Raw genomic sequence first — 13696 nt, 5'->3', positions numbered from 1 at the left:
CCTTGATCTGCTCCCCATACTCCTGACGGACTTCCGCGATCCTCTCTCCATCTTGGAGGCGCAGTTCGGCGCGCTCTTGCACCAACGCAGAACGCCGAGCCCGCAACGACTGAATCCGAACTTCATCGGGGAGAGCTTGCCGTCTCGCATCTTCGATCAGACCCGTGTAGATGCCGGCCAAGTCAGTGATGCACTCGCGAGCACTTTCGAAGGCGATAGCTTGTTCCTGGGTCCAAAGGGGCTTCGTCGGAGGGGGCATGAGCGAATTCTCCTTCCTGCGTACAGCGATGCCTAGTTCGATCGGAGTTCCAGGGCGGCTCCGGATGCCGCTTCGCAAGAGGTGGATGGGTCCTCGCGTGAGCAGGGGCCTCCGTAGATTCGAGAGGTATTTAGTGAATGCTAAATAAAATTCAAGAGAGCTATTAATTTTGGATTGATTTAGAAAGCAAAAGCTCAAAATCTCGGAGGCCTAAGTTAAGCGAAATCTAAATAAATCAAGTAATTGCTTGGCGTGATGAAAGGCGAGCACCGGAGACGTTGAAATTACACCGATATTGATGCGTAGTCCTTGCTGGTCCGTCGAATTTCAGAAATACTTGGGTGCTGTGAAGCACCACGATTTTCATTCCACAGATGAGGCTCCGTCACCGGCGTCAGTGATTGAGGTATTGACCTTCAATCGACTGTTTGATCAATTCGGACCGTTGCTTCCGGTTGAAGACGCCTGGAAGCTGCTGCATTTTCCAACTAGAGATTCATTTAATCGCGCGATCCTGAAGGGGCGCCTGCCGCTTCGCCTTATCCGGCCGCCGGGACGGCGCGTAGGGTTCTTGGCCACCGTTGATGTGGCTGCCTATCTAGCCACACTTGCGACAGATGCTGTCGAGGAGGGTTCGACCATGTAAAGCAAAACGCCGACTCCCCTTTCGAGAAATCGGCGCAGCCAGCAGCCGGTGAGAACTGCCTAAGGATTTGAGGCCCTTTAGGAAAGTATCTCCCCAGCTGAAGGCCGCGTCAAGTCTTCCTGTTGCCTGTTTTATCAGCGGGCCGAATTGGAGAGATACATATGAAACGTCCCAGTCGCGAGGTAGTCACGCGCTCACCGAAGCGTATGGTCGGCATCCTCAATTGCAGATGGTTTCAATCCACTGCCATTCATCATGAAAGCCGCCTAGAGAAGCATTTTGTGCTGCGCACAATGCTCTCGCCGCTTGTTCGCAGCATCCGGCACCAGCCTTTCACCTTGAGCCTGAGTGGCAGCCGAAGCTATACGCCGGACTTTCTGCTGGCCTTTGTCAACGGGCAGAGCGCTGTCGTGGAGGTCAAACGCTCTGAACGAATTCCCGCTCTCAGAGAGCGTTTCGACGAGATCACACGGCGCTTGGCGGCGGACGGTCGAGCTTTCTTCGTTGTCCACCAGGGGCAGATCGAGGGACAGCGGCGTGCCGAGCGTGCGGCCCTGTTGAGGCGCTACGCCGTGCTGCAGCCGAAAGAGGGATTGATCGACGCTGTTGCAGCGTTCGTCGCAAACAAGCCGGCGGGTGTCTCGATTAGCGCAGTCATGAAGCACTGCGCGGCCACGCAAGAGGTCGTTTTTCATGCCATCGCCCAACGTCGCATCGTCACCGGTCGCCAACTGCTGCTCAGCAAGGACGACCTCGTTTTCGCCCCCACTCAGGAGATCAGCAATGTCGTTGCTCAGTTTGGAACCTGGTTTGGTTGTTCGCCGTGGGAGCCGCACGCTCGAGTTGGTCCGCTCGCTTGAGGGCAACAAGATTCAGTTCGAGGACCAACTGACGCGTTTGGTGACCACATTCACGCTCGCCAATTTTCACTCGATGCTTCAGGCTGGACAGCTGACACCGGTTCTGGCTGAAGAAGCGCCGCAGGCTGCAGATCGGCGGCCGCGGCGGGTAGTCGTCGACTTGTCCAGCTTGAGCCAGAAGGACCGAGCGCAGTTGGAAAGACGCATGAGCTACGTGAGGGCATTGAGAAAACGCCTATTGACGCGTGGGCAGCGCAGCAAGGTTGGCAACGCCATTAAAGAAATCGCCACGAAACTACAGGACGAGACGCCGCCGGGGACGTCCACAGTGCTCAGCTGGATGCGATGCTTCGAACTCTCGCAAATGAATCCCGCGGCGCTGTTGTCGGGCAACCGTCACCGTCTTCGTCAACGATCTCTATTGACGCTGGTTGAGGAGATCATCGAAAAAAAGCTGCGGACGGTCTATCTGACCCGTGCCCGGCACACCCTGCGTCACACGCTCGATCAGATCCGCATCGAACTTGATAACAAGGTCAAGCAAGGAAAGATCCTGGCAGACCAAGCGAAGGTGAGTCTCTCGACCGTCAGCAGGCGTTTGGCAGAGCTGTCCCCCTACGATCGCGACCGTGCGCGATACGGGGTGGCCTATGCACGGGCTCAGTTCCGGACCAGCGTCGAGGGTGTGACTGCGGTGCGGCCGCTTCAAAGGCTGGAATGTGATCACACGCCGCTGAATTGGGTGGTGATCTGTGACCGAACCGGACTGCCACTCGGGCGCCCGACGTTAACCATCATCGTCGACGCATTCAGCGGGTACGTCGTCGGGATATACGTCAGCTTTTACGGCCCAGGCCTGACGTCGGTCTTGAATGTCATCAAGAACGCGATCCAGCCGAAAGACGAGTTCGCCAAGGCGGCCGGCGCCAAACAACCCTGGATCGCCTTCGGGATCGGGGAGACCTACGTTCTGGACAACGGCTTGGAATTCCACTCACCTCAATTTGAGCTTGCCTCATGGGAACTCGGCACCGATCTGGAGTACTGCAGGGTGCGTACACCTTGGCTCAAACCCAAGGTCGAGCGCTTCTTTGCGAACCTGGATCACTTTTCCTTGGCGAACGGCCGTGTGCACAAGCCGAAGAGCAACGAGTCGCGGCTTGACCCATCCACGGACGCTTGCATTACTTTCAGTGATCTTGTCACTGGACTGATTCGCTTTGTCGTTGATGTCTATCCGTTTGAGCTCAACAGTCGGCGACTGCAGACTCCTTTCGAACTCTTCAAGGAAGGCATAGATTTGCTGCCGCCGCCCACGTTTCTAAGTTCCAACAAGCAACTCGACATGATTGCCGCGATGAGCAAGCAACTGACAGTGGCTCAGGGCGGGGTTGATTTCCATGGTCTCAACTATTCCAGTCGCGAACTCTTGGATCTAAAAAAGGCCATCAACAGCAAGTTCGAAACACTAGTGAAGTGGAATCCGGACGACCTTTCGTACGTGTACATGAAGCATCCGCGAAGCGATGAATGGCTGGTGCTGCCGAGCTTGCGGCGTGAATACACCAACGGCCTGTCATGGGTTCAGCACAAGCTCATTCGCAAGCATGCACGCGAAAAGCATGTGGCTGGAGGCGGCCAAGAGCAGCTGATGCGTGCGAAGCAAGAGCTCCACGAGCTCTGGATGAATCCCCTTGTGCGGCGAAATCGTCGTCAAGATCTACGTACCGCCGCGAAGTTCTCGGGACTGTCCTCCAATCAGATCGTGCTGGCCGAGACGACTGGATTCCAATCGCCCATGGCCGCATCGCAGATCGTTGCGCCGGAGGAGGTCTGTATCGCGACGCCCGACACGCCTTCGTACGAGGGTTTTCGGATGAGGTCGCTATGAGGGTGGTGGAGCCCGCGGTCGAAACAGACCTCACCGACTACGAAATCGAGGATCGTCAGGCCCTGGAACGTCGCTACAAGACTTACTCCATAGAAGCCTTGAAGGCGGCCTTGCCAATCGATGAGATCTTCGTCGCCCATGCCCAATTCATGCGCGCGGTCAACGCTGTGAACCGCGTCTATGAGCTTGCAAGGGAAACGTCAATGCCCCAGGGGATGTACCTTGAGGGTCCAGTGGGGACGGGGAAATCCTCAGTCTTTCGGTACTTCAAGGCGTCCTTGCCCAAGAAATCACTTTTTGGTGGCGAACTCGGAGTGCTTGCGGTTCGTGCCAAGAAGAACGCTACTGCGGCGCAGCTTGTAGGGGCGGTTTTGCGCTGCTACGGCTATCCGATCCGAAGGGTCGGAAGCGACACGTTGGAGCCGCGCGTCAACATCACAAAAGAGGCGATTCGACAAAAGAAGACTCGGCTGATCGGTATCGACGAAGCATCCAATTTGCTGCACTCACCGAATCGGCGGCTGACCTCCGCAAAGGACGATGGCACGTCCGCAACTGACTACATCTGCGAGGTGATTGATGAAACCTGTATAGGGGTTGTGCTGATCGGATCGGAACGGCTTGCGCATCTTGAGCAGACTGATCCTGCACTCGCCAGTCGTCTTACTACTCATGAGCGCTTGGACAATTTTCCCTATAACGATGAGTGGGTGAAATTCGCGAGTGCGTTTCTGCGGCAATGCCGCGGGTTCGATCTCCGTTTGTTCCTCAGTAATGGGGGACTCAAGACGCTGCATCGCGTTGCGGAAGGAAATGTACGAAGGTTCAAACGCTTTGTCACGGAGTGCTGTCTTTGTGTTGCCAATGAGGGCACGCAGACCTTGTTGGAATCGCATGCAGCACAGGCTTTCCGAGCCGTGTTTGGTGGCGCGTCTGAGTTGCAATGCCCGTACGCTCATGCGTGATAGCTTGCCGGTTACTAGAGAGCCCGGACCTGACGAATCAGGAATGAGTCTCCTGCTTCGTATCGCTTCCGCAAATCTAGCGACCATGTCTTGGTTGCGGAATCGTCTCAACATTTTGCAGCCGCGCCCGTTTCGATCAACGGATGCTGGGGCCTTGGCTTCGCTGGTCGATGTTTCGGCCCAGTATCTGGCAGATCGTCTGCCAGATACTGGCCATATCCATGGACATGCGGCAACGAGGTACTTTGGAACGCTCTCTTTGAGTCGAGCACAACAGCGATTTGCGCGCCCGCAGGTTTGTCCTGAATGTCTTCACGCAACGGGATACTGTCGCGCTTCCTGGGATTTCAGCTGCTATACCGTTTGCGAAGAGCACATGACTCCGATGGTCGACCGATGCGCGTCGTGCCAACGTCGTCTGACATGGAGTCGACCGGCGATAGACGTCTGCATTTGCGGGGCGTATATCAGTTCGATCGATCCCCTTTGTCCTGAAAAGAGGGCTCCAGTTCTCCTTGTTTCACGGCGCATTTCTATGGCCATCGGCGGCGAACGTCCGATACCGAACGCCGGTCGTGAGTGCCAAGAAATCCTCCCCTCATGGTGGAGTCATGTTTCTCTGGATGGGTGTCTACGAATCCTGACGGCGATGGGGGCGATCGATCGTCCGCTGACTCCATTCAAAGTGGCTACGCTTCAGCAGGCACCTTCCATCTTGTGGAAGAGAATCGTTGAAAAAGGTTTGATGCGCCTTCAGTGGACAGTGACTCATCCGGGCGACGAGCTCGAGCAACTGGCGTCAGTGGTCTGGGAGGGTGGCTTGGAGAGCATCGCGCTTGATCACGTTTCTCATCCGGATCGACAAGTAGCGCATCTTCTGGCTGAAGCCGTCTTTGACCAGAAGTTCGCCGGACGATTTGGAAGTCTTCGGGGGCAGCTGAGCCAGCGCTCCTTGTTCTGAAGGCCGGATGTGAAGCAAGAACTCTTTGGTGTGTGCGAACCGGCATTTGACGAGTCTCCTTCTTCTTGGCTCAGCAGAGCGGCCGCCAGCCAAGCGCTGTCGCTCCACGATCTATGCAGATGGTTGGAGATCCCCTATCGCCGTGACATGGACTCCGGTTTTTGCAATCTGAAGACCCGTCAGATTGAAGTGCGTTGCGGTCTGCGCCTTGGGGTTTTCGACTTCCCCTGCCGCATGCTCAGAGTCGGTTCGGCGCTGCGCCTGGTAAGGCCAGCACTCTGGTCGGAACGCGGTCGTTCGCGTTATCGGTTTTGCCCTAGATGTTTCGAAGATCAGCAGACGCCGTACTTCCCCGTTCATTGGCGTTTCGATCCCTGGCGTCTATGTTTCAAGCACCGATGTTTGATGGAGGATGAGTGTTGGGAGTGTCAAACCCCAATCTGCTTGCCAGTGAGGATGGAGCAAGGCGGCGCCGACGGTAATGGGATTACTTTCATGAGCCAGTGTCTTTGTTGTTCCGAGCTGTTGTGGCGTGTTACTCCGATCTATGTGGATCAGCTACCACCCTCGGTGTTGTCTCCTTTGCAGGAAGTCCAGCTACAAAACGGCTGCGCATTTGTTTCGGCGATTGCCCATGGGTATATGACGAACCTAGTAGGGAAGACGGTTCGGATTGCGAAGGAGTTGCCGCTGATGGAAAAAATGCAGCTACTCGCTTCAGGTGACTCGTTGAGTCCGAACGCGATTCGGCAACGAGAGTTGCTTGATGCTGGGGAGTGGCAGGATTTCTAACTCTCGATCACCTATCCACCGGTAATCTGTATGCATCGAAGGGATTGACTACGAGGTATGACCAGCAGCCATGAAGCTCTGGCACGAGCGGACTGACCGTGCAGCCCTTGCAGTTGCAAGATGAGTAAGGATCGCATACCGTGCTGCCAGAGGCAGAGAAAGGAAAATCATCATGGAAAAGTCAGTGCTTCAACTGACGCAAACTCCTGAATTCGCTCGCCGCCTGAAGGAAAGTCTTGCAAAGGTCGCCGCGGTGAGAGCGAAGCTGGGTTTGCCGAAGGCCGTGGTCATTGAAGGTGTTGTGTACAGACAATTTCCCGATGAGAGGCTGGAGTCTGTGGATCTACGGAAAACGTGAAATGACCCGAAGAGATCGAAGACTGGTCGGGGTAATCTTTACTTGCTCCGCCGAATCCCTCAATGTGGTGGAAGGCGAATCTGCCTGCGGCCTGATCAAAGCGTCGAGCGTGAGTTAATGTTGATCGATCTGCGACTGGGCAGCTCGCGTGCAGAGCGAGCCGTTGTTCACTGGCGTTGCACCCGAATGGCCTGTCATCGACCTGACGGTCGCCCCTGCCCATGACGGATGCAGATTGGCGATGCGTGCGAGATTCCAACCGCGTTGGAAGTGCTCCCCGACGCGATCAAGAAGAGGGCGACTGCGAAAGTTGCTACGCACAGCGCTGTGCAGTGGAATAAGCGCAGTATCTAGACGGATGCAGAGCCGCTTTAGGTTTCCAGCCGAATCGTGGTCGACGCAGTCGACCGGGGGCGCCACCAGTCTCGCCCAGCCGACGGCCGATGCCAGCAGGCCCTTGCGGTCTTCCATCCCGCAGTCATGACGCCGGGACTTACCGGCATGACGGGTTGCGAGATCGCGGATCGCAGGCACTGAGCACTTGCACTAAGCCCTGGATCGCGCGCATGAAAAGCCGTCAGAAAGTCCATAGTCTGGCAATGCCCCGATCTCTTGCTATTGAGCTAGGGCTGACAAGTATCAATACCGGGCTGGCGTACTCTCTGCCGCTGTTTGCAGTATTGGTGCAAACCCTTTTTGTAAGCGCGTGAATATCAAATGCACCGATGGCAAAAAGAGATTCCCGAGAGACTTCCCCTGTTTGTGGGATGACAACCCCCGCTACCGGCGACTAAATCGGCTCGTTACACGCAGTCGCCCTTCGATCCTCAGAAATAGCGAAAGGGGTTGAGGTTAATGACGCACCTCGTATGTGTCCTCTGGGCCGTATTGCTCGGTATCGGCTTGGCATTGCTGGGCTGCTCTCTTTGGCGAACCTTCCGGTCAGATCGCACAGTGAGGGAAGCGCGAGACCGCACAGACACCATGCGATTGCTATCGCCAATACTCTTTCTGACGCCGATATGCATGTTGGCCCTTGGGCGATGTGCGAGCATCACAAAGCTTCGGCGGATGACACCGGATTGTATTGGACGGCTGATTGAACGCTTTCCATTTCCTGCCTGGGAATCCCGGCCTTCTAGAGAACGCTACTCCAGCTGGCCCGAGCAGGCCCGATTGCTTTGCAGCGGCAACACCAAGGAACTGCAGGCATTGCAGGAGAGATTGAGCGCCGAATTTGGGAGGCCTTCCGAATTGCCGGCTGGCCCTGGGCATGAGCAGGCTGCCGAGATGAGGCGCACGGACCGTACGGGGAGCGGGGGCCGATACCGATGGCTGACGGCGATTCTGGCCCTTGTATTCCTTCTGGCCGCCTTAGTCGCGTGGCTTGCAGCATCCAGATCGGCCGCCTGCCAATGCGGTGCGGCAGGAAAACCGCCGGTTGTGGAACCGAAGGATCGCATTGTGACGGCTGATTTTTTGACCGACTTGATTTTTGACTACAACATGTCGGAACCACAAAGCGCTGCCCACAAAGATAAGGTGCAGGCAGATCTTCGGAATCTCTTTGAGCGGTTTGAAGGCATCAAGATCTCCTCCATAGAGGCGTACACAGATCCCATCGGCGGCGTTGAACAAAATCGCGAACTTGCACGACTTCGCGCCAGAGCCATCCGAAAGTTGATCGAGGAAATCGTCAAAACTCCAGTTAGCGACAAGCAGTTCGCAAAAGACCCGATACCTACTCAGGAACCGGAAATGCTGGGAGCCAGCGATGGGGATGCGGCATTCTGGCGCGCGTGCTTCGAAAAATACCATCTCGATGTCCCGTCTGAGCATCGACCTCTCATCAATCTTGCCGACAAGCTGAACACCGACGGTCGAGTGTTGTGTAGTTCGGCTGACAAGGATGACATCTACCCCGCCTGCGCGCGGCAGACATTGCCGGCAGCAAACAAGCAGGCACCCGCAGGATATGCGCAACGTGCAGACAACCTGCGCGAGCTTGTAGCCTGCCTCTCGCCGATGCGGCGCGCGATCATCAAGTTTAGTTATTCCCAGCAGTTGATCAAAGCCGAAGAGTCAGCAAGCACGCAAGTGAAGGAGTCAAGTAAATGAGCCTCCAAAAAAGGATAGTCGGGAAATTCAGGTTCGTTGATCACGCCGATGAGGGTGAGGTCACTAGCAAGGCGCAGTTCGACTTGATCTTCAAGCTTCTCTCGAGGTCCTACAGACCTATGTCAGAAGTCCCAAGGGACTCAGATGGAGAGACGACTGCAGTATTGGAAAACGAGAGACTCCCTTTTGCCGTTGCTCTTAGCTTTGAAGAGCGAAGCGGAACGAATCTGATCGGCACGATTGAAGAAAAGCTCAAGGCCCTGTTCGGAAAACTTATCGAGGTGGCCTCCAACATCCCTGGAACGATTGGAGTCGGGGCGAAGATCGTCTCGGCGCTACAGAACCTGCTAAGCAACGATCCTAAGGCATCGGTGGCGGTTGACGTTAAGGATCTTGCGCTGGACAGACGAAGCAACCTCGAATGGGACCGGCTCTCAAGACTGATGCAGAAATGGGGGGGGGATCGGTTTCCGGAACTCGACCTCGGAAAGGTTACGAAAGATCAGTGGAAAGAGTTCCTTGACCAGTTGCGCAACAAAGTCGAAGGTGCCAGATCGCCTGCAGCGCCACCGGCGGGGATGCCACCTCCTGCAGATGGAGCCGCATCACCGGCGATGCCAGCAGCGCCTGCCGCGGAGCCCGACCGTCCAGCCAAAGCTCCCCTCCAGCTCACTCAGATGATGGGTTGGCTCACGAGCAAAATCGAGGCGGGCGAGGCGATTACGTATGGGTTCGACATTTCAGGAATGTGCCGCTTTCCGGACAACGCCGTTGAGTATGGAACTTGGGCCAGGCTTGACGTGTTCGGCCCGGATGGGAGCCAGTTGCTCACCCGGAGGGTCGACTTCCAGACATTGGCCCAATGGCTCTACGGAAGCGGATCGGATGATCTTGAAGTTGAGATCACCCCCACGCGAGAGCTGCGTGCGGCGCTCACGACGCCGGACCTGCGCAAACAGAATGTCTCGACGGTCAGTGGACGCTTGTGGTTCTCTGATGGACAGCCATTTGGCGTGCGCACTGTCGCAATCTACGTCAAACCCGCATTGCCCCATCTCATAGATGATTGTTGCCCACCGGAGGAATTCGAGTTCAAGGGCTGCTGCGACGAATTGGATGACAGCGTACCGATAGTGCAGGTCCCTCAGGCACTCGCCGTCACCGCAACAGACCTAGCCGGCTATTTCGAGTTCTCTTATGCCAGTGATCGGCCATTGCAATCGAAATACTCGCTTATTCAGGTGAGTGGCCTCGCAGTTCCTCTGGCGCTTGAACTGCGCACTGAAAAGAGCGAAGTAACACCACAGTATCTTTTTCCAAAGCCAGTCCTCCTGCAGGTCGAAAGCGCACTGTTGCTGCCGCCCCGCGATGCGAAAAGAATCCAGTGGACCGACGACAAAGACGAAGATTGCAGCTGCAGGGGCCTTGATTTCGGTGAATCCAATCGCGCGCTTGACGAGTTCAAGACGGACATTGTTGTTCGTACTACAGATCCAATGATCGTCCGGCGCCGCCTGCTAACAGGGGGAGGCGATGTTGTAGAGAAATCGTTGTCGGACGCTGAGGATCACTCGACTTCCCTGACCGACAGTACTCTGGACTGCAATTTCCGCACACCGATTGCGCGGGAATCCCAGGTCGAATGGGACGGGGATCCGCTCGTCGCTCAGGCACTGACCATTTCCCACGGACGCATCCTCACGGTCTCCCAGGTCTGGCGAGCCGACGGTTACTCACTGGGCGATCTGCGCTACTCGTTGCCGCTCGCCCCTCTGCAAAAGAAGAACATAGCAGTCATCGATTGGGACCGTAGCGACCAATTGAGTATGCAATCCAGCCAAGACTATCGCGAAAGCCTCGACAACTTTGTTGGCCGTGAGCGAGATGTGTCCGAGATTGTCAATACAGCACTCAGTGAGACAAGTGCAGGAAGATCGGATTCAGGTGGTAGTTCGCGCAGCGCGGGTGGAGGATTCTCTCTAGGTGGCTTTGCATTCGGGGGGGGCTCGGGCGGCTCTTCAAGCGCATGGTCGAGTTCAAGTCAGAGTTCAACTCGCCAGTTGGCAGCAAGCTTCATCAATAAACTGCGAGACCAGACGATACAGGCGGCCAACGCCGTTCGCTCCCAGCGGGTAACACTGGTTCAGCAGGTCAACCAGTCAGAATCCGCGCGCGCAATCACCGAGACAGTCGCAAACCGCAATGCTTGCCACGCCATCACGGTTCAGTATTTCGAGGTATTGCGCCATTTCCGCGTTGACCATGAACTCCAGGCCGTTCGTGAATGTCTTTACATCCCGCTTCCCATCACCGCCTTCGACTGCTTGAAAGTGCGACGTTGGCGGCAGGCGATTGAGATGTATCTCCCTGCCGGTTATCGCCAAGGACTCGAGCAGCTTGTGGGCGAGAGCATTGAGGTCAGTGCGATATATGCGAACGATGACCTGACGGATATCACGATTTCCATAGAACTCGTACTGGACTTCCCGATCCCTCCCACCAAGATCGACGAAAGCACCAAGTGGACCGATTACTTCGCACTGAACATACCGCCAGCCTCTCCACTGCCTAGTCTTTTCAATCAGTTGAAACAGGTCGAGGAGGCGGACCGATCAAAGTTTTTCGAGGAAAAAATCGCGCCGGCGCTGGCGCGCAAGCTCATTGCGTCGCTAAAGGTCTTCGCAGTTATCGACTCGCGTGAAGTCGGTCTCAACTTGGTGCCAAGCCTAGGCTCGACTTATCGAGCCGGCGAAGTTCACCAAGTCAACTTCACCGCGCGCATTCCGCTCACGGACAACCCGTTAAAGCGCGCGGAGATGACCAAGATCCGCATCAAGACGTCAACAGCGATACCCGACTTCTACACGGCCAGCGCAGGATTCGGATCGTTTTCTCTCTCGACAGAGCATTTCCACAGCCAGATGTCAGCGAGCTCGAAGGACGGGGCTGGGCATGCAGACGGCAGCAGGGCATTCGAGTTTGAATTGCCCTTGCAGCCTGGCGAAAGAGCTGACCGCAAGGTCGAGAGTGATGCGGAAAAAAACCGGTTGCTCAGCCATCTGAACGAAAACGTTGAGTTCTATCACAAGGCAATCTGGTGGAACATGGACCCAGACCGCAGATTTATCCTGCTGGATGGCTTCATCGCACCGAACGCTGGCGGTCGAAGTGTTGCGTCGGTCGTAGAGAACCGTGTGATTGCTATTGTGGGCAATTGCATCGTCATGCCGGTCGCCCCTGGAATTCGCCTCGACTACTTCGATGAACGCGCCGCCGATAAGGGAACCGGGTCACAGGACAAGGATGAGGACTGGCTGTTAGCGCGCTATCGCCCACTCATTCCCAACCCATCGACGCGCATCGCCATTCCGACCCGAGGCGTATTCGCAGAGTCGGTGATGGGTTCATGTAACGGATGCGAGAAGATCGACAACAGCCGCAACTGGCGATATTGGGAGCACCCGTTGCCTGACGAGCCAGCCGCAATAGATACCATATCGCTTGCGACTCGCGCCAAAGACACTTCTGTCGCGCAGCCTACACCAATGCCGGCAGCGACAGTCGTCAACCAGGTCGCTAGTAGCGTCCCCGTGGCGCCAGACCCCATCGGGCTTGCTTCGGCTATCGCAGCCATCGCAAATGGGAATGCCTTCCGCGACATGACCGGACTTCCCGGCACCCAGCAGAATTCGCGTGATGCGCTAACCCAGTCGTACGCAGCAACCACAAGATTTGGGGAACTGGGAGCGGAACTATCAAAGAAGCACATGGACGCCGCCATCGATGCGATGAAGATGGTCGTGAGCGCGTACACAGGCATTCCGATGCCAATGGGCGGCGGTGGCGACAGCAGCAGCGGCGAAAGCATTGGCAAGAGCATTGCCCAGGCTGCACAGAAGGGTCAGATCACGACGCAGCAGGCACAGGATCTGACTGCTGATCTTCATCGCAAGATGGTTGATGGAATGGCAAGCAGGGACAACAACGCATTACTCCCCGACGTTCCTGAGGTGCGTGATGCGATCGCTCGTGGCGGAGCGGAGGGCGCGCCGATCTCGGTCAGTCGAGGTGATTCCCGCGTCGACATCGGCGCCCCCACTCGCCCGCCTGTAAAGGCGGATTCGAGGCCCTCTCTGTGGCCCAAGCGTTTTCGCAGAAATTCTGATGGTGATGCGAGGGGCACCGAGCGACCGCTGCCAAAGGTCCGAATCGAAATTGTCACTGCGATACGTGACGTTGGGGGGGCGGTGCAAGTCGGGGAAAAGTCGCGGCAGACCCTGATTCTTGACTGCCAGACGCGCACGCTGAGTTCACTTCCCATGAAGCTCGGGGATACGAAACTGGGACCCTTTACCTTCAAAGCTGTCCGAAACAACTTCAAGGCCGACCTCTACGATAGTGCGAATGACATCTTTAAGATCTTCGTGGTGGGACAGACTGCAAGTGGAATACGCTTCATGCCGGATATAGACTATCGAATGAAAATCTCTGTCAATCCACATTCGCGGCGCATCCACCTAGCGGGGGCGCATGACGGCTTCCCGAGCTATTCGGTGATTGTTGAAGGCAAACGCGTCTATGACTTCGAGCAGAATATCTTCGCAGAGGCTCCAGCCGACCTAGCGGGCACCTCAGATGTTGCTGTGGATCGCGAAATGTCCTATTAGCCCTTTCGGCATTCTCCAATCGCTTGAAAGATGCAAGCGGCCGCGGATAAATTGCGAGCTTAGATAGTGCGATTGGCGGGCGAGCAGTCATGCCCCGCCCCGGGGTAGTCAGAATTTCGCCCATAGGCGGCGTTCGACCTCTACCCCGTACCAAAGGTCTGCGGTCAGTGCCGCGTGGC

9 protein-coding genes and 1 pseudogene are annotated in these 13696 nt (G+C 56.2%); all 10 read left to right on the top strand.

Features of this window, described 5'->3' with window-relative positions; genetic code table 11:
* Positions 1-605: 605 nt before the first annotated feature.
* The 10 genes and pseudogenes from AC07O3_RS13270 (at position 606) to AC07O3_RS13225 (ending at position 13517) form a co-directional block, all read left to right on the top strand.
* A complete protein-coding gene (locus AC07O3_RS13270; protein WP_495339516.1) occupies positions 606-905 on the top strand; it encodes a hypothetical protein in 300 nt (99 codons plus the stop codon).
* A gap of 161 nt (positions 906-1066) precedes the next feature.
* Complete coding sequence (locus AC07O3_RS13265) at positions 1067-1765, top strand: Tn7 transposase TnsA N-terminal domain-containing protein (RefSeq protein ID WP_495339515.1); 699 nt, start codon at positions 1067-1069, stop codon at positions 1763-1765.
* Entirely contained in the window at positions 1689-3656 is a 1968-nt protein-coding gene (locus AC07O3_RS13260; protein ID WP_495339514.1) for a TnsB C-terminal domain-containing protein, read from the top strand. Before AC07O3_RS13265 ends, AC07O3_RS13260 begins: the two co-directional genes overlap by 77 nt.
* The gene (locus AC07O3_RS13255) at positions 3653-4621 is read left to right on the top strand and encodes a TniB family NTP-binding protein (RefSeq protein WP_495339513.1); all 969 of its coding nucleotides are present in this window, start codon (positions 3653-3655) and stop codon (positions 4619-4621) included. Before AC07O3_RS13260 ends, AC07O3_RS13255 begins: the two co-directional genes overlap by 4 nt.
* Positions 4521-4991 (top strand): annotated as a pseudogene (locus AC07O3_RS13250) (TniQ family protein); the annotation flags it as partial. The gene AC07O3_RS13255 and the pseudogene AC07O3_RS13250, both read left to right, overlap by 101 nt.
* Positions 4992-5156: 165 nt before the next feature.
* Positions 5157-5582, top strand: a complete 426-nt coding sequence (locus tag AC07O3_RS13245; protein WP_495339635.1) for a hypothetical protein — start codon at positions 5157-5159, stop codon at positions 5580-5582.
* Between the two features lie 9 nt (positions 5583-5591).
* Complete coding sequence (locus AC07O3_RS13240) at positions 5592-6374, top strand: TniQ family protein (protein ID WP_495339512.1); 783 nt, start codon at positions 5592-5594, stop codon at positions 6372-6374.
* A 172-nt stretch (positions 6375-6546) separates the two neighbouring features.
* Entirely contained in the window at positions 6547-6732 is a 186-nt protein-coding gene (locus AC07O3_RS13235) for a hypothetical protein (RefSeq protein ID WP_495339511.1), read from the top strand.
* Between the two features lie 984 nt (positions 6733-7716).
* Positions 7717-8850 (top strand): hypothetical protein, encoded by a 1134-nt coding sequence (locus tag AC07O3_RS13230; RefSeq protein WP_495339510.1) that lies wholly within the window; start codon positions 7717-7719, stop codon positions 8848-8850.
* Positions 8847-13517, top strand: a complete 4671-nt coding sequence (locus AC07O3_RS13225; protein ID WP_495339509.1) for a hypothetical protein — start codon at positions 8847-8849, stop codon at positions 13515-13517. Before AC07O3_RS13230 ends, AC07O3_RS13225 begins: the two co-directional genes overlap by 4 nt.
* Positions 13518-13696: the final 179 nt, after the last annotated feature.

This window comes from Variovorax sp. GW821-FHT09D05 (assembly GCF_059416325.1).
Note: the sequence above shows the minus strand (reverse complement) of the source record. Positions and strands in the feature narration are given on the sequence as shown.

Coding starts and splice junctions, on each gene's coding strand:
- AC07O3_RS13230 (WP_495339510.1), top strand. CDS start 7,717: ATGCGATTGCTATCGCCAATACTCTTTCTGACGCCGATATGCATGTTG.
- AC07O3_RS13235 (WP_495339511.1), top strand. CDS start 6,547: ATGGAAAAGTCAGTGCTTCAACTGACGCAAACTCCTGAATTCGCTCGC.
- AC07O3_RS13225 (WP_495339509.1), top strand. CDS start 8,847: ATGAGCCTCCAAAAAAGGATAGTCGGGAAATTCAGGTTCGTTGATCAC.
- AC07O3_RS13245 (WP_495339635.1), top strand. CDS start 5,157: ATGGCCATCGGCGGCGAACGTCCGATACCGAACGCCGGTCGTGAGTGC.
- AC07O3_RS13260 (WP_495339514.1), top strand. CDS start 1,689: ATGTCGTTGCTCAGTTTGGAACCTGGTTTGGTTGTTCGCCGTGGGAGC.
- AC07O3_RS13265 (WP_495339515.1), top strand. CDS start 1,067: ATGAAACGTCCCAGTCGCGAGGTAGTCACGCGCTCACCGAAGCGTATG.
- AC07O3_RS13255 (WP_495339513.1), top strand. CDS start 3,653: ATGAGGGTGGTGGAGCCCGCGGTCGAAACAGACCTCACCGACTACGAA.